This window comes from Aquiflexum sp., assembly GCF_041749095.1.
GTDB lineage: Bacteria > Bacteroidota > Bacteroidia > Cytophagales > Cyclobacteriaceae > Aquiflexum.
The window spans coordinates 1-17,244 of record NZ_JBGTCA010000448.1 but is presented as its reverse complement, the minus strand read 5'-3'; the positions used below and the strand labels follow the sequence as shown (position 1 = coordinate 17,244).

General features: G+C 40.4%; 14 protein-coding genes. 2 read left to right on the top strand and 12 right to left on the bottom strand.

Annotated features, from left to right (window positions below):
- Positions 1 to 247 precede the first annotated feature (247 nt).
- From ACEW8O_RS20690 to ACEW8O_RS20660, 7 genes are all read right to left on the bottom strand, one after another.
- Entirely contained in the window at positions 248 to 2,419 is a 2,172-nt protein-coding gene (locus ACEW8O_RS20690) for a glycine-rich domain-containing protein (RefSeq protein WP_373496531.1), read from the bottom strand.
- Between the two features lie 337 nt (positions 2,420 to 2,756).
- A complete protein-coding gene (locus ACEW8O_RS20685; protein ID WP_373496530.1) occupies positions 2,757 to 4,049 on the bottom strand; it encodes a T9SS type A sorting domain-containing protein in 1,293 nt (430 codons plus the stop codon).
- A gap of 308 nt (positions 4,050 to 4,357) precedes the next feature.
- Entirely contained in the window at positions 4,358 to 6,202 is a 1,845-nt protein-coding gene (gene rho, locus ACEW8O_RS20680; protein WP_373496529.1) for a transcription termination factor Rho, read from the bottom strand.
- 195 nt (positions 6,203 to 6,397) lie between these two features.
- Positions 6,398 to 7,090: a DNA repair protein RecO gene (recO, locus tag ACEW8O_RS20675; RefSeq protein WP_373496528.1), complete on the bottom strand. Its 693-nt coding sequence runs from the start codon at positions 7,088 to 7,090 to the stop codon at positions 6,398 to 6,400.
- Positions 7,087 to 9,336, bottom strand: a complete 2,250-nt coding sequence (locus ACEW8O_RS20670) for a two-component regulator propeller domain-containing protein (protein WP_373496527.1) — start codon at positions 9,334 to 9,336, stop codon at positions 7,087 to 7,089. Before ACEW8O_RS20670 ends, recO begins: the two co-directional genes overlap by 4 nt.
- Before the next feature lie 13 nt (positions 9,337 to 9,349).
- Positions 9,350 to 9,937, bottom strand: coding sequence for a thymidine kinase (locus ACEW8O_RS20665; RefSeq protein ID WP_373496526.1), 588 nt, complete (start codon positions 9,935 to 9,937; stop codon positions 9,350 to 9,352).
- A gap of 6 nt (positions 9,938 to 9,943) precedes the next feature.
- Positions 9,944 to 10,270, bottom strand: coding sequence for a 2Fe-2S iron-sulfur cluster-binding protein (locus tag ACEW8O_RS20660; RefSeq protein ID WP_373496525.1), 327 nt, complete (start codon positions 10,268 to 10,270; stop codon positions 9,944 to 9,946).
- A 39-nt stretch (positions 10,271 to 10,309) separates the two neighbouring features.
- Between ACEW8O_RS20660 and ACEW8O_RS20655 the strand changes: the two genes are divergently transcribed.
- A complete protein-coding gene (locus ACEW8O_RS20655; RefSeq protein ID WP_373496524.1) occupies positions 10,310 to 11,485 on the top strand; it encodes a hypothetical protein in 1,176 nt (391 codons plus the stop codon).
- 262 nt (positions 11,486 to 11,747) lie between these two features.
- On the top strand, positions 11,748 to 12,329 hold the full coding sequence (locus ACEW8O_RS20650) for an HD domain-containing protein (protein WP_373496523.1): 582 nt from the start codon (positions 11,748 to 11,750) through the stop codon (positions 12,327 to 12,329).
- A 246-nt stretch (positions 12,330 to 12,575) separates the two neighbouring features.
- Here the strand turns inward: ACEW8O_RS20650 and rodA are convergent, their stop codons facing one another.
- From rodA to ACEW8O_RS20625, 5 genes are all read right to left on the bottom strand, one after another.
- Positions 12,576 to 13,850 (bottom strand): rod shape-determining protein RodA, encoded by a 1,275-nt coding sequence (gene rodA / locus ACEW8O_RS20645; protein ID WP_373496522.1) that lies wholly within the window; start codon positions 13,848 to 13,850, stop codon positions 12,576 to 12,578.
- Between the two features lie 3 nt (positions 13,851 to 13,853).
- Entirely contained in the window at positions 13,854 to 15,653 is a 1,800-nt protein-coding gene (gene mrdA / locus ACEW8O_RS20640) for a penicillin-binding protein 2 (RefSeq protein WP_373496521.1), read from the bottom strand.
- Complete coding sequence (locus ACEW8O_RS20635) at positions 15,653 to 16,174, bottom strand: rod shape-determining protein MreD (protein ID WP_373496520.1); 522 nt, start codon at positions 16,172 to 16,174, stop codon at positions 15,653 to 15,655. Before ACEW8O_RS20635 ends, mrdA begins: the two co-directional genes overlap by 1 nt.
- Positions 16,164 to 17,000 (bottom strand): rod shape-determining protein MreC, encoded by an 837-nt coding sequence (gene mreC / locus ACEW8O_RS20630; protein ID WP_373496519.1) that lies wholly within the window; start codon positions 16,998 to 17,000, stop codon positions 16,164 to 16,166. Before mreC ends, ACEW8O_RS20635 begins: the two co-directional genes overlap by 11 nt.
- Before the next feature lie 7 nt (positions 17,001 to 17,007).
- Positions 17,008 to 17,244: rod shape-determining protein (locus ACEW8O_RS20625; protein WP_373496518.1), on the bottom strand; the 237-nt coding region annotated here is incomplete at its 5' end.

Sequence of the window (17,244 nt, the reverse complement as noted above, 5' to 3'; positions counted from 1 at the left end):
GTTTAGAACTATAAATAGCATTCAATTCTTTAAAGGACTTTGCCTTGTCACCTCGACGTCAGGAGAGGTCTATGGCCTGATGTCATTACCAATTCTGAACATTTTAATAATGTTGGGGACTCAGGATGACGGCTGCCTAGCCGGTAACTTGATGTCATTCCTTTTCTGACATTTCCAAAATGTTGAATACTCGCAATGACGGTTCCCGAAACCTCAAATGTAACTGCCTACTGAGACTGCTCACTGCTCACTGCTTCATAATCTTTATAAACTCCACTTTCTGTCCCCGGGATATCTCAAGGACATAAATTCCTTTCGATGTCTTTCGGAGTTCTTCTAAAATCAAACTTGAAATCTGACGGAGATTATTTCCCGCAATTATTTTGTGGCTTGAAAAAGGTGATATAAGCCTGACCCTTAGGTCTTCTCCATGATATTCCTTTTCATCGATCAATTCCAGCGTGAATAATTCTCCGGCATTGGGATTCGGATAGGCACTCCAAACACCTTTCACCTGATTAAGGGAAGGCAGCCGGACAGAGACCGTTTTTGAAAAATCAAAGTTGCCGTTAAAATCAACCTGTTTCAGTCTATAATAGGCCATACCTCCTATTAATGGCAGGTTATTGTCACTATACACATATTCAACCGGATTATCAGACCAACCATAACCCGGTTCATTACCTAATACCTCCCAGTTTTTGATACCCTGCAATGACCTTTGGATTTCAAAATGGGAGTTTTCCCATTCTTTGGCAGTGGCCCATAATAGGTCAACCGATTTATTCTCCCTTCTGAAATGGGCATCAAAATAAAGATATTCGACCGGTAAAATCCTGACATTGGGATAGCGGACAATGACCACACCGGTATTTCCGGCACCTCCTCCTGCACTTCCTGCACCCCCGCCTGATCCACGTGATATTCCCTGAGAGCCAATTCCTGAATTATTGGCATTGCCACCTACGCCACTTCCACCCAAGCCCGCAAAATTACGGGATTGATTTGAACCTGCGCTAGTTGTCCCACCACCTCCTGCAGAATAAATGACGGCATTTCCTCTGAAATTAGATGAAAAACCTTCACCGCCATTGCCACCTGTCGCAGTAAAATTAACACCAGGACCAGGAGTAAATGTCCCCGGTGTACCTGGACTTCCTAATCCACCTCCACCTCCACCTGTATTACTATTCAATCCTGAACTGCCATTATTTCCATTTTCCCTCCCATTCCCAGGAGTATTCAACCCACTTGCCCCCCCTCCTGAGGCATTTAGCTGAAAGCCATTACTTCCATTAACTGAATTATCTGATGCACCTCCGCCGCCTCCACCTGCTACTATTTGATAAATGGGATTAGTAAATCCAAAAATGGAGATAGTACCGTTTGATCCTTTTGTTGTTAAGGCACCTGAACCCGGGCCTCCCCCTCCAACAATAATTTCAAATGCCGTATCTTCCAAAAACCCTTGACCCGAATTTATATTCGTAAAATCTGCAGTAGTAATTCCACCTCCGCCTCCACCGCCAGCGGCATTACCCATTCCACCGCCTCCACCGCCTCCGACTACAAAGACTTCAAATTCGGTGAGTCCTTTTGGTGCTGTCCATGAATTTGTGCCCGATCCACCAAATTCAATAATAGTGATTCCTGTGATTGCACCATCATCCAAAAGATTCCCTCCTACAAAAAACTGACAGGCATAAGATATCCTGACTCTTCCATTGCTTCCCGCTCCGCCGTTTTGTGTCGTACCTCTTGCCCCTCCGCCTCCGCCTCCGGGTATTGCAGCAGGTGGATTACCGTCACTATTGCCATTTGCACCATCACCGCCCGGACCACCGCCCGGAGGAGCAGCGGCCCCATCCCGACCGGTGGCCGAATTTCCTTCAATCCCTATACCTGCTGATGACCCTCCTCCACCTCCTGCATTCCCAACCCCAATTGCTCCATTGCCTGCACTAAACCTAAAAGTCCCAATTCCATTATCAAATGAACCTCCCGATCCACCTGCAACATTATTGTTGCCGGGACTTAGACCCCCTTTGGCTAAAATCACTTTGTTGGATATTGTTTCTGTCGGAGCGACCCATGAATCCCCTCCGTTATTATTGGATAAACCGCCTGCGCCAACCAAAACGGTGTAAACCGATCCGGGAACAACTATTATTTCGCTTCTGGAATAGGCTCCGCCTCCACCTCCACCTCCGGAACCATTAGTGGTCCTTCCCGCACCACCCGCACCTGCACCCCATACTTCAATCTCAAGGGAATTGACCCCTGCGGGAACAAAAAAATTGAATTCTCCTGGATTGGAATAAATGACCGGACTACTGCATTGCCCAAAAACCACAGAGCCTTCCCATTGAAACAGGCTTACCAGCAAGAACAGGGATAATTGGGCGTGAATGAATTTCATAACGGGATTCTTCCTTTCGTTTTTGCCCGGATGCGTGTATTGGGAATCATATGACCATAAAACAAAGGATGATATATTATGTCAGTCTGGTAATCAACAATTTGGCAAGGGGAGTTAAACGTTTTTAAATTTAGCAAAAAACCGAATATAAAAAATACAAAAAGATTTTAACTTTAAATAAAATACGTTTTTGAGTGTATTAAAAAATAATTATCCGAAATGATGCCGATCACCTGATTATTCTTCGCAGTGAAAGATCGGAGTACAATTGAGTTATATTAATTCGTATTTTGGTGATTTTTACATCCTTACCGGTAAAATAATAGATGTTTGGAAGCTACCTATAAATTAATTTGTGATACTCTATTTCACTATCCAAAGCTATCACCAGAATATATACTCCTTTTGAAGCAATTTTCATATTTCGCAGGATGTTATCAGAGAGTAAATCCGGATTGACTCCATCTATATCTTTAATGACCCCATTTGGATGAATTAGCTTAATATGAATTCCTTCTCTTAGACCTTCCGGATTCAGTAAATCTATTTTCAATTGATCACCATTGGTAGGGTTGGGATAAATGCTAAATATTTTACTTTTTTTATCAGAAGGTGGTATCTTTACAGAAACAATTTTACTGAATGAGAAATTGCCATCAAGATCCACTTGTTTGAGTTGATAATAAATCAAGCCCCCTGCCAATGGAAGTTGGGCATCGGAATAGTGATAATCCACCGGTCCATCTGACCAGCCCATTGCATTGACATTACCAAAACTTTTCCAGTCCCTGATATTCCCAATGGATCTCAAAATTTCAAAATGTGAACTTTCCCATTCTTTTGCGGTTCCCCATTCAATCCTTGCTTGCCTTTCAGTAGCTTGATAACCGGCATTAAAATACAACCACTCCACAGGTAGAATCCTGTTGTTAAGTACATCACAAATATTTACGGTTCCACTTGTCCAGGAGATATTTCCAGAAGTACCTCCGGGAGGAGGATCGCCTTCTTCACAAATACTTTCTCCTGACCAACCGTTGATGAGCAGTCCATTTTCTCCAAGAAGTTTTATATCAGCATCACCGAATTCCAATGTGGCAGTTGGATCCTGTAAATTGATCACCACATCTTCAAATGTAAAATCATCCCTTACTCCTGCATCGCCTCTTCTGCTATCAAAAATTACTTTTCCACCCGGTTCAACACAGATATCTACAGATTCAAGTGCCGTAAAATACCTTAGGTCCAAGACAGAATTGTTTTTGACCACAATACAGCCACCTACTATATTAAATGCTTCGGTAACTCCATCATTGGATCTATCCAAAATCAAAGTTACTCCGGATTCTAAAACGAGACCCCCGATCTGTATGGTATTATTCCCTCCCGCAGTCCATCTGTAAAATCCTGTATCCGTAAACAGCGCAATACCTGTGGTTGCCGGAAAGTTAGCATTCCAACCTGAATTGTTATTGCTAACGGCTCTTGGAGAAGCTAGGGTTCCAGCATCCTGAGTATTTGAACTTGTTGCAGTGCAGATAGGACAATTCTGTCCCATGCTCTCCAATGGGAATGCTATGGTAAATACCACGAATGCAAAGAATACAAAGGCAAAAAACCTTAATTGCACATTTTCTATTTTATGTTATAAAATAAGTATAGGATTTTTGGGTGATTAAATCCTCGGAGATTAGTCCCTAAAACTAGAATAATATTGACCAATCACCAAATAAATAACTATTTAAGTTTTATTTATTGACTTTTGTCAATTTTAGGTGTTCGAAATAGAAGAAAATAAATTGACTAATAAAAATGTCATTTTGAAAAATAAATTGAAAGACATTTTAATAAATTGGCAACGCCTCGAAATTTTTTCACAAAAAAACCTCTGGGGAAATTCCCAGAGGCTGTTTAGTTAATTTGATGATCATAAATTTCTTAACTGTTCATACTGATCAAAAACTCGATATTGTCCCTAGTGCCTTTCATTCTTTGTAATATGAATTCCATAGCTTCCTGTGAGGTCATATCCGACATCAGTTTTCTGAGTATCCATACACGCTGCATTTCTTCTTTGTCCATGAGTAGGTCTTCTCTTCTTGTTCCTGAGCCCGGCACATCTATGGCAGGGTATATCCTTCTGTTGGAAAGTTTTCTGTCCAAGGCCAATTCCATGTTGCCAGTGCCTTTGAATTCTTCAAATATCACTTCATCCATTTTGGAACCGGTTTCAACCAAAGCTGTTGCGATGATGGTTAAAGAACCACCATTTTCAACATTTCTTGCAGCACCGAAAAATCTCTTGGGCTTATGGAGTGCATTGGCATCCACACCACCTGATAGTATTTTACCTGAAGATGGAACCACGGTATTGTATGCTCTTGCCAATCTGGTGATGGAATCCAATAGAATCACAACATCATGACCGCATTCCACCATTCTCTTTGCTTTTTCCAAAACGATGGTGGCTACCTTCACATGTCTATCTGCCTGTTCATCGAAAGTAGAAGAAATCACTTCCGCCTTCACAGATCGGGCCATCTCTGTCACTTCCTCAGGTCTTTCATCCACTAATAGTATCATCAGGTGAACTTCAGGATGGTTTTGGGCAATTGCATTGGCAATTTGCTGCAAAAGGACCGTTTTACCTGTTTTAGGCTGTGCCACGATCATTCCTCTTTGTCCTTTACCAATGGGGGCAAAAAGATCCAATATCCGTGTAGAATAATTGTCCGATTTTGTGGAAAGGTTCAACCTTTCGTCGGGAAACAAAGGGGTAAGGTATTCGAAAGGAATCCTGTCCCTGATTTCTTCGGAGGTTTTACCGTTGACAGTAATGACCTTTAAAAGTGCAAAATACTTTTCTCCTTCCTTTGGTGGACGGATGGTTCCTTTGATATGGTCTCCGGTTTTTAAACCAAAAAGTTTAATTTGGGATGGTGACACGTAAATATCATCGGGAGAGGCCAGGTAGTTATAATCCAGCGAGCGCATAAAACCATAACTCTCCGGCATGATTTCCAAAACGCCTTCGTTTTCAATGATCCCCTCAAATTCTTTCACACTGACATAAGGCTTCCTTTTGGAAGTTGACATTTCTGCAGAAGGAATGTGGACTTCATCGATATTTTTGAAATTCTTTCTTCTGGGAAGTTCAACCTCTGCATCGGAGACGGGATTTTGTACCGATGAAGCAACCGGTTGAGGATCATCTACAACTTTTCTCCTCGGCCTGATAAATTTTGCCTTTTCCTCTTGATTCGGTAAAGGTGGTGGAGCTGGAGGATTATTGAGTTTTTTAACCTCAGGTTCTTGGGGAGTAACTTTCTCCGCTTTTGGTTCTTCCTGTTTTTTCGTAGGCTCCTCCTGTTTTTTTGCGGGCTCTTCCTTTCTTTTCCTAGAATCCTCTTGTTTTTTCCTAGGCTCCTCCTGTTTTTTCCTAGGATCCTCCTGTTTTGTCTGAGTGCTTGGAGTTTCTTTGTCTTTGGGCAATGCTGTTACATTTTCCCTTTTGAATTTTGACTGGTTTTCAGTTGATTTTGATTTGGGTGATTCGGAGGCCACTTCAGATGCAGATTTATTTTCCTTTTCTGATGCTTCTGATTCTGTTGATGAAGGCTTTTTTTTCGGTAAAGCCAGCTCGGGAGTGATTGCCTGTTGATCCAAAATGGCATAAACAAGGTCGTCTTTTTTGAGTGTTTTGAAATTTTTAACACCTAACTCCTCAGCAATGTCTTTCAATTCAGAAAGAAGTCTGATTCTTAGTTCTTCTATGTTATACATAAAAAGCTTATGAAATTAATTAATAAGTTGTGTGAGATTAGTAATGAATGTGTATTGAGTATTACTGAACTGAATAAAAAAGGTATTCAGGATAGTTGAAATCCACGGGGAATGGATTTACGGATACTATAACACTGCAATATTAAGCTTTCATTACTTAAATACCAAATTTTTGAGCCTTGAAGAAAATTTATTTTATCCCAGCAACTGCCTGAGAACCTTGACGGACTTCCATTCATAGGGAGATTCCAAGTGCCTGGAATAGAACATCAGAAAATGATCCAGAAGTTTTTTCCGGTGTATAGCATGGACTTTTTGGTTACAGGCAAATGATTCCTCTATCAATGCATTCAGATAATCTATTTCCTCTTTCAATTGACCGGGATGGTACGCTTCATCTGTCAGTTCATCAAAAAAGGAGGCTGCATCATTGGGTGCAAATCCGAGATATTTGGAACATTCCCACAAAAACACCAACGGAAAATGAACCAAAATGACAGACTCTTTATCCAATTGATCCAAAGAATATTCAAGAAAGTCATAAAAACTTTCATTTTGATAATCATCATAGATCGATTTGCCCAACACCTCCCCCATAAACATGGCTATGGATGACCGCTGAAAATCAAATGGTATTTTTTCGTAAGCTTTGGCAAGCTTAACCTCTGATATCCTGTTCAAGCTTGCGCCTTCTTTGTCATATACGACCATGTCCAATTGGGTCAGAGGCTGATAAAATGCCATTTTGCTTTTTGCGCCCTTTGACCTTACCCCATTGACTATATAGGACTTCAGTCCCAAATCTCTGGTAAATATCCTTACAATGATCGATGTCTCCCGGTACTTAAGGAATGAAATGACCAGTCCCTTGGTTTTTTTCAGTTTCATAAAACCACAAATTTGCCTGAAATCCGCTCCTGCCCTGATGCATCAATGACATACACCAAATACACTCCCGGTCCGGGTCTACCTCCCAATCCCTCCATGATATTCCAGGTGGCTTTGCCACCCCGTACCTGTGTGCTGTACACTACCCTTCCTGCTGCAGTAGTTATTTTGATCCGGGAAAAATCAGTCAATCCTTCGATACTCAGGTAGCCCGAAAAATCCGGACGGACGGGATTGGGGAAAATCTTCAGTTCGGAAAAATTCTCAAATGACCCCATGCTGTTTGTCCTAAAAGAGAAAGCGGCATTTGGCTGCACAATGAGCAATTCTCCTGAAACAGGATCAATGGCGAGGCTTTGGATTGAGGCTGAAGTCAATGGATTATTGTCTCCTGTGAAGTGACCAAACCGCTCATCCCCAAGTTCCGAGAAATGCCATAATCCATCCCTTTCCGTTCCATACCATTTTGTCTGATCCGGAGCAACCAAAACTGAGGTAATAGCTACACCACTTAACAATTGCCTGTTTTCAAAAATGGGGAAGATGGAATTTAAAACGCTGTTGGAATTCACGAATTGAACAAATGGAAGGTAAAATACACCCGATGATGTCCCGACCCAAAGGTTTCCCTCCTGATCAAGATCCATATCCCTGATTTCCGAATTGGGAAGATTTCCCTGATTTACAGCATTGCCCAAAAATCTGTTGAGACCTGTACTCTCATTGAAAACCCTGATCCTATTTTGACCGGTCGGTGGGGTCTGTAATATCCAAAGGTTACCGTACCTGTCCACAATTATTTTCCGGGGAAATTGAAGGCCCTGTACCTGAACCTGACTGATATCTCCATTTCCTGATATTTTGTACAAGCTCCCAAAGTTGTCAAAAACCCCTACCCAAAGTAAATTCCCTTCCGTCACCACCAATGAACTTATACTTACTTTTTGGTTAGTTCCAGGTAATACAATTTGTTGTAAACTCCCATCTGAAACCTTCCATAATCCACTTTCTATAGTTCCGAAATAATCGGAATTCCTAAATATGGATTTGGAAATTACATGATCTGGAGCAAGGGCCTCAGACCAAATACCTTCTTTCAATACCGAGGTTTTGCTTCCGATTGAGGAGACTGTAGCTCCAGTGAACTGAAATCCTCCCGGCAAAGCCCATGTTCCATTTTTGTCCCAATGAAAACTTTTGGCAGAAGAAGATGGACCGTTTGGAAAAATATGGGTATTTGAGGATACATTGAAAACACCCTTACCAACCTGACTGATAAGGATATCATCACCCATCATATGAAAATCCACAATCTCATTGGATCCATGATTATAAAACTGCAAAAATGATCCACCTTCACCCACTTGATAAATAGAAGATCTGTCTGAAAAATACAATTGTTCTCCAAATTTTTTCAGGCTGCTTACATTCTCAGTTCCTATCATCCAGTTCAAAATCCCCTCTTCTAAAATATAGACTCTGTTATCAGAACCTATCATATAAACATTGCCCTCATAAACTGCCAATTTTTTGGATCCTCCAATCACATTCAAATTTTGGATTTGCCAATTCCTGAAATCGTTCAGATTCTCATGCTTATCCCCGATTACCAATCCAAAGCGGGTAGCCAGGTAATAGAATCCGGAATCTTCATCAATATCCAAGATTTCCAAAGAAGATCCATTTGGCCCAATATTGATATATGATGCCATAAATGCAGCTTTTTGTGGATCGATCACAGCTACACCAAAATCTCCGGCCAAATAGACAAAACCACCAAGGGTCTTAGCTGAATTGATATTTTTGTTCAATATCAGGGGATTGTCACGGATGGAAGTCAGTCGCTGTACATTCTTTTCGCCAACCAAATCCACCGTACCGTCCCGATATCCGACTATAAGTTTTTTTGAGACAGGATCGAATGCAGAGGCATTGAAAGACTGAGTATAAAGACCATCCATTACCGTCAATGGCTTAGGATCAAAGTCATTTACCGAAAAATAAAAAAGTGAAGACCTCCCTTGACTAAAAACAGTTTGGTTGCTTCCTGTCAAATACCCTCCTTCCAAATAGGAGACGTGTATTCTCCAACTTCCTACAGCAATCTGAGATTGGGCGATCACATGTAGACTGTAAAAAACAAAGAAAATATGCAAAAAGAGCAGGCTGAAAACTTTCATTGAAAAACTATTTCTGAGACAGATGATGTGGTTTTTGCTGGCAAACAAGCCCTCTAATTTCATCATGTTCCCAATCTCCCTATTTGCTATCAGCTTCAAAAAAACACTTTCTGCATCGTGCCTCATAACTTTCTTTCTCTCCCAACACAACTTTATCTTTCACTTCCAACAGCCTGTAGGAATACGATGCAAGGTCACCACATTTCATACAGATTGCATGGACTTTGGTCACATATTCAGCAATTGACAGCAATTGCGGCATCGGTTCGAATGGTTTTCCTTCAAAATCCATATCCAATCCGGCCAGGATGACTCTTTTCCCTGAATTGGCCAGCACATTGGCAACATGGACAATCCTGTTGTCAAAAAACTGGACTTCATCTATCCCTACTACTTCACAATTGCCCGCCAAAAGAATGATGTCATCCGCAAACTGCACAGGAGTGGATCGTATGGTGTTTTCATTATGCGAAACCACATCAAATTCGTGATACCTTTTATCTATTGAAGGCTTGAATATCTCTACCTTTTGTCTGGCGATCAAGGCCCTGTTGAGCCTTCGGATAAGTTCCTCTGTTTTGCCGGAAAACATCGAGCCACATATCACTTCGATATGTCCCTTTTTATCCGATTGCCTTAATTTACCTATTGTAGGTTCTATGAACATGCCTTTTCAATCACTATAATCCACATGTGGGAATTTGTTTTCCTCAGCCACTTTCACCCGAATTTCCCCTTTTATTAAATTTGCTTGGCAAGATAACCTTTCGAAAGACTTTAACCTGTTGTTTTTTCTGAAAAATTCTTCCCGGTCAGTCAATGGAGATAAGTTTTCCATACCCTTGACAACAATGATTTTGCAGGTGGTACATCTCCCCTTTTTTCCACAGGCATGCATCCAATCTATGTAGTTTTCATGGATTAAATCTATAACTTTACGTACATTATCAGGTGAATGAATCTCACGTTGATTTAAATTCTCGATAATAATTTTCAGCATGGTTTGTGCTATATTAGATTAAAAAGTCCATTACATAATATGTCCGCTAAGATAAACAGCAATTACGTAGAAAACTACGCCAAGGAATTCAGCAAACAGATCTGTGACCAGTACTTTTCCCAAAAAAAGTATATGACCGGCCATGAAATCATCACACTTAGCCCAAGTCCCCAGGTCAATTTTTTTATCATCAAAACCATCTTTGAGGCATGGCAATTGGAACTTGAAAAACTAAAAAGCAGCCCCTATTTTGATTACAGGGACAAGTCAGTACATGAAGCACTCAAGGATTTTATGAATGTGCTGTCCAGGACCATCAAGATAGAAAGGTCATATTTCGAACCATTGATCATTCAGGCTGTGATAGATTCCATTACATTGGCTGTGGACCCATTGGCATTTTTTTCCCACGAGTTTGACAAAGTCCAAAACAATGAGGTCAACCAATCTCTGAAGGACAATAAAAAGTATTATAAGTGGCATAACAACCTTGTGTTCAATCTGATTGACAAGGCAGGTTTGGAACAATCCAAGCAGGCTTACAAAGATGCATTAAAGCTTAATTTTTCCAATCAAAAAGGAAGCTTGGAGGATTACAGAATCCTGCTAAACAGCATGGGACAAATCCGGTTTATTGACTATGATGAGGTTGTCATCAAAGAAATTAAAACCGAAAATCAGGAGAAGGAAACTGTTTCAGAAGAAAAACCAATTCAGGAACAGCCTCCGAAGGAAATTATAAAACAGGAAATTGAAAAGGCCAACACTTTTGTTAAAGAGACACCAAGTCATCCTCAGTCAAATGAAAGCATTGAAAGTAATGATGAATTTGAAAATGATGAAGAGGAATTTTTGTTGGAAAATGTGCCGACTTTAAAACAGGGAGTTGCTGCATCAACAGCAAATGCGATAGATCCATTACAGGCTTGGGCAAAGTTTGAAACAGAGGAATACTCCATCATGAAAGGGACAATCAAAGAACTTTCGGAGAGCGTGGGTTTGAACCAAAGATTCATGTTTACCAAGGAACTCTTCGATGGCAATCCAGACCTGATGAGGCATGCGCTCAAATCCATTGACAACTGTGAAAGCTTTGTGGAAGCCATCAATCTGATCAACGAAAGATTTGTGGGAGAACTAAAATGGGAAAAAAACTCAGATGTCGTAGTTGAGTTTCTTCAATTGGTATTCAGAAAATTCGATCAAAAAGACTAATAGCATAGATTTAATATAAATTTAATGTTAATTTAATTTCTCCAATGAAAAAACTTCCGCTGATTGGATTTGGTAATTAATGATAAAGAGTTTTTATTTGTTTAAGATGTTTTGAATTCGCTGTCACCGATCAAAAATATTTTATGCTTAACCTTTAAATGGCTATGGTTTTATATCTTATTTTGGTTTATAATCTATATTTTAGTACCAAACATACTATAGAACCCTTTATTTGAACTTTTTGAAAAAACCCATCAAAAAAATGAAAGGTTACCTCAAGCTTAAACGTATCGTTTTGAACCAGTTGGAGAATGGTCTCCCAAAACATTTGACCTATCACAACCTTGACCATGTACTGGATGTACTGGATGTTTGTAATCAATACATCAAAAGGAATAAGATTAAAGGTGACGATGCCTATTTACTTCGTATTGGGGCCATTGTTCACGACATGGGTTTTTTGAAGTCAAATATCAATCATGAAGAAGAGGGTGCAGAGATGGCTGCCAAAATCATGAGTTCACTTGAAATGGACCCAAAGCATATTGAAATTGTAAAGGGTCTCATTTTAGCCACCAAAATCCCCCAAAATCCTAAAACCGAACTTCAGAAGATTATTTGTGATTCCGATCTTGATTATCTCGGACGTAATGATTACCCTGAAATAAGCAGTAGGTTATACCTTGAATTCAAAGCTACAAATATCATCAAAACAGACGAGGACTGGAAAAACCTTCAGATTTCCTTTTTGACAAAACACGATTTCCATACCCCTTTTGCCAAAAAATACAGATCACCAAAAAAACAGTATTGGTTGGAAAAAATCCATGAAAATCACGTGTGATTCTGCGGAAATAGCTTTTCTATACAACAACTCAAATCGGTTCCCTTAAGATTTTTTTGATTATTCGGAATTCAATACCAATAGGATGTTTGTACGCAATGATGCCAGTAAAATGGCAAATCAATAGGATTCTTGTCAGGAGATTGAAATGTCCGGTACTTCGGTCATCGGTCTTCCGTCTTCTGTCTTGTTGCAATAGAATTAAGGGTATCCTTCAAGCAAGCGCGTATCCATCCATTACCAATATCAACCCATCCTGCTCAATTGCTGAATTCTATGAGAATCCAACTTGATAAAAATAAATAGCAGAATGGTAAATGACCAAAGGGAAGACCCCCCATAGCTAAAAAAAGGCAAAGGTATTCCTACCACAGGAAACAGCCCGATGGTCATGGAAATATTGATGACAAAATGAAACATCAAGATGGAAACGACACAGTACCCATAAATCCTTGAAAACCGATTTTTCTGTCTTTCTGCAAGCATTACCAATCTTACCAAAAGGGTACAAAACAAAACAATCACCACCAAACTCCCTATCCATCCAAACTCCTCCCCAAGCGTACAGAAAATAAAATCCGTATGCTGCTCCGGAACAAAATCAAACTTGGTCTGCGTACCTTCCAGGTAACCTTTACCCATAAATCCCCCCGAACCAATTGCTATCTTGGATTGGGTAACATTCCATCCTACACCCAGCGGATCAATGTCAGGATTGAACAAAACCATAATTCTATTCTGTTGATGTTCGGGTAATTTTGAAACCACATAATCAAGACTGTAGGAATATCCTATTATGACAATCCCTATGACTCCCAAGATTATACCCCTGGACAATTTTTTCTTTCCCAACAGGAATATTATGCCGATGATAACAATTACTGTAACTGCCAGATACAGGTTGTTTTCAATTGCCAATGACAATAAAGATATGGCAATAAAGGTAAAGGCCAGCGTATAATAGTTCTGTGGCATTCCTTCCCTGTACAACATGATGAAAAATGCCGAATAAACCATCGCCGTACCTGTATCCGGTTGTAACATGATAAATGCTACCGGCAACATGATGATGGCCAATGCCTGTCCTTGATATTTGATCTGGGAAAGATCAAAAGTGGTTCTTTCCATAAATTTGGCCAAAGCGAGAGCAGTGGCAAATTTGGCAAATTCAGCAGGCTGAAGCCGGAAAGCTCCGATTTCAAACCAAGCTCTCTGTCCATGGATTTCTTTTCCAAAAAAAGGTGTGATCAACAAAAAAAACAGGAATATCAAATAAAGGGGTATGGCAAGATTTTCAAAAAGCCGGTAATCCGCTACCATGATCACTATGATCAATAGAATAGCCGTCCCGATCCAAACCAGTTGTTTTCCGGAATTGATGGAAAAATCAAAAATACTTTTTGCAGCTTGCTCATCATACACGGCCGCATAAATATTGAACCAGCCGATAATGACAAGAATGGCATAAATGGAAATGGAAATCCAATCGATTTTATTGATATATAAATCGTCCTGCCTCACAGTTTACATAAATTTTCCCAACCTCACATATTCTTCCAAAGCAGGTCTTGTAATCTCCCCTCTGATGTATTTTTCTATCATCAAACTGGCTGTACTGGCAGCAGCTCGACCACCCCAACCCGCATTTTCCACATACACCGCAATTGCTATTTTAGGATCCTCCTTAGGGGCAAAGGCTATAAAGACAGAATGATCTTCACCTTGCGGATTTTGCGCTGTCCCTGTTTTGCCTGCAATGGCAATGTCTTTGATAGCTGCCCTTGCTGCGGTCCCATATATTGCCTCTGCCATGGCATCCTGTACCAGGTCAAAATGATGGGCATCCACCCCAACCTCATGTTTCACCTGAAATTCCAAAGGTATTTTGGTGGGATCGCCATTTACTGCTTTGATCAAATGGGGAGGATAATAATATCCCTTATTGGCAAAAATTGCGGCCAAATTGGCCATTTGCAAAGGTGTCACCAACATTTCTCCCTGACCAATGGATAAGGAGTAAATGGTTGAATATTTCCATCTTCCTTCCCCGTATATTTTGTCATAAAGTTTACTTGAAGGAATGGAACCGCCCTTTTCATTTCTAAGGTCTATGCCCAATGGGCCACCAAGGCCGAATTTGAGAACATATTCTCTCCATTCATTGAGTCCTATCTCGGTGTCTTTAAAGGTATTTCCGGAAACTTCTCTGTTGATCATGGCACGGTAAGCTTGATGATAATAAGGGTTGCAGGAATTCCGGATGGCACCGAATAAATTTACCGGATTGGGATGATTGTGGCAGGCAACCAAAGACCTGTTACATCCAAAAGTGGTGTTGGGAGTCAATACCCCCATTTGAAGTCCGACCAATGATTGTACAACTTTGAATATTGAGCCAGGAGGGTACATGGCCATGATCGGCCTGTTGAACAAAGGTTTGCTTTCATCCCTGTTCAAAACCATATAGTTGGTTCCAAACTTGGCGCCTGTCAAAATGTTCGGGTCATACGTCGGAGCTGAAATCATGGCAAGCACTTCACCGGTTTTAGGCTCAATAGCCACAACAGAACCTCTTTTTCCTTCCATCAATAATTCCCCATACAGCTGCAGATCCAGGTCGATAGTGGAAGTAAGATTATTACCAGCTACAGAAGCAGTATCCAATTCACCACTTTTAAAAGCCCCTTTATCCACTCCCCTTACGTTGACCATTTTGTATTTGACCCCCTTAACCCCTCTCAGTTCATTTTCATAGAATCCCTCAATCCCGCTTAGTCCTACATAGTCCCCTTGTCTATAATATCTCGCACTGTCCCTATCAAGTTGGGCAGAACTTATTTCACCGATATATCCAAGGGCATTTGCTGCGCTTGCCTGTGGGTATGATCTCACAGACCTTGTCATCACAAAGAGTCCCGGATAATCAATAAGATAATTTTGAATCCGTGCAAAATCAGTAGTTGAGATCTGTTTGATCAAAGGCGATGGCTTGACACTGGAATACTTTCTGGCAGCAGTATATGTTTCCTTGAGGTATTCTTTATCAATCTGGAAAATTTCACAAAATCTGGTTGTATCTCCTACCTGAAACTCCCTGGGAATAATCATCAGGTCAAAAATGGGGTTATTATAGACCATGATTTTCCCTTTTCGGTCATATACTAAGCCTCTATAAGGATGGTCCACAACACGCTGTATGGCATTGCTTTCTGCCCTTTTCAAAAAACTATCATCAGCAACTTGGATCAAAAACAATTTTGTCAATAGGACTATCCCCACCAGAATTACGGCGATGATAATGGTGATCTGTCTTTGGTCGTTCATTAAATTCCTCTCCTTCTCCTGTATAGCAACAGTTGGACAATTATACTCATAATAAAAACAAAAATAGCACTGGCAATTATTTTTTGAACCGAAGACATAAATAAATCTGTCCCCAAACTCTCAATATAAAAAAACAAGGAATGATGTATCAAAATCATGGGCACACTGTAGGACAAAAACCAACCAAGCCCCATATTCAAAATACTTGGCGTAAGATCGTCATCATATCCACCGGTAGGCACCAAAACCTGTAACCACCTATACCTGATAAACCCAACTGCCACCAAAGCAGCAGTATGAATACCCATAGTGTCATAAAACAAATCGACTCCCAACCCTAAAAAAAAACTGATCAATAAAGTAGGTATGGTCTTAACTTGAACAGGAAGGAGCAAAATAAACAGCAGATAAAGAAAGCAAAACGCAATACCGAATAGAACAAGATTTTTCAGGATCAAAACCTGAAACAAAATATAAAGGATTCCTCCAACACCCAATGTCAATATCCTACTACTGCTCATAATTTACACCGGTTGATTGATATAAGGAGTCCAATTCCTGCTGTTGAAAATTTTCAACCAGATAAACATAGGAGATTTTGGAGAAATCGGTCGCCAGTTCAATGGTAATATCCAGATAGTTGGTTTCCGGACCGGGCTTTATTTCAATAACAGTTCCGATTGGAATTCCCTCAGGAAAAACCGCATTGTATCCAGAAGTTACAATCTTGTCACCCACCTCAACGACAACGTGTCTAGGGACATACATCAGCTTGGCCAACTTGGAATTTTTTCCATCCCATTTGGTAGATCCGAAGACATCATTTGACTTGATTTTAGAAGAAATGAGCAACTCAGTATGTAATAGAGAAATGATCGAGGCATAGTTTTTACTCACACTTTTCACCCTTCCAACTACACCTTCTTCATTGAAAACCCCCATACCCTGCTTGATGCCATGGTTAGAACCCTTGTTGATGGTAAGGTGGTTTTGGGTCAATCTCAATGAGTTGTTAATGACTTTTGCACCTTTAAACTGAAAAGTGCTTGACAATAGACTGTCCAGTTCGATAAAGACACTATCTGCCGGTTGCCTTAATTTCTCCAACTCTGCCAGCAGTTCCGCATTTTTATCTACAAGACTCTTATTGACTGAGGAAAGAGAAAAGTATTCCACAACATCATTTTGGGCACTTAGAATTGCCCCGATAAATTGATTCGAACTATTGAAAAATGCCGCTCCCTGTTGTGAATTATTGGACGCAATCATCCAAATGGCTATTACTTCCAAAAGTACAAACAAAAGGAATGCACGGATTTTATATAAAAAGAGGAATATGCGTTGCATTCAAAGATTAGGTCATCAATACTGTCCTGAAATTATTTATGTTTTTCAGAGCCGTACCTGTACCCCTCACCACTGCCCTTAATGGATCTTCTGCAATGTGTATTGGTAATTTGGTCTTTTGATGCAATCTCTTATCAAGTCCTTTTAGCAAAGCACCTCCACCGGTGAGGTGAATACCATTGTCATAAATATCGGCAGAAAGTTCCGGCGGAGCTATTTCCAAGGCTTTCAAAACCGCCTCTTC

Excerpts from the sequence above, each read along its gene's own strand:
- ACEW8O_RS20690 (WP_373496531.1), bottom strand. The coding sequence starts at position 2,419 with ATGAAATTCATTCACGCCCAATTATCCCTGTTCTTGCTGGTAAGCCTG.
- rho (WP_373496529.1), bottom strand. The coding sequence starts at position 6,202 with ATGTATAACATAGAAGAACTAAGAATCAGACTTCTTTCTGAATTGAAA.
- recO (WP_373496528.1), bottom strand. The coding sequence starts at position 7,090 with ATGAAACTGAAAAAAACCAAGGGACTGGTCATTTCATTCCTTAAGTAC.
- ACEW8O_RS20670 (WP_373496527.1), bottom strand. The coding sequence starts at position 9,336 with ATGATGAAATTAGAGGGCTTGTTTGCCAGCAAAAACCACATCATCTGT.
- ACEW8O_RS20665 (WP_373496526.1), bottom strand. The coding sequence starts at position 9,937 with ATGTTCATAGAACCTACAATAGGTAAATTAAGGCAATCGGATAAAAAG.
- ACEW8O_RS20660 (WP_373496525.1), bottom strand. The coding sequence starts at position 10,270 with ATGCTGAAAATTATTATCGAGAATTTAAATCAACGTGAGATTCATTCA.
- ACEW8O_RS20655 (WP_373496524.1), top strand. The coding sequence starts at position 10,310 with ATGTCCGCTAAGATAAACAGCAATTACGTAGAAAACTACGCCAAGGAA.
- ACEW8O_RS20650 (WP_373496523.1), top strand. The coding sequence starts at position 11,748 with ATGAAAGGTTACCTCAAGCTTAAACGTATCGTTTTGAACCAGTTGGAG.
- mrdA (WP_373496521.1), bottom strand. The coding sequence starts at position 15,653 with ATGAACGACCAAAGACAGATCACCATTATCATCGCCGTAATTCTGGTG.
- ACEW8O_RS20635 (WP_373496520.1), bottom strand. The coding sequence starts at position 16,174 with ATGAGCAGTAGTAGGATATTGACATTGGGTGTTGGAGGAATCCTTTAT.
- mreC (WP_373496519.1), bottom strand. The coding sequence starts at position 17,000 with ATGCAACGCATATTCCTCTTTTTATATAAAATCCGTGCATTCCTTTTG.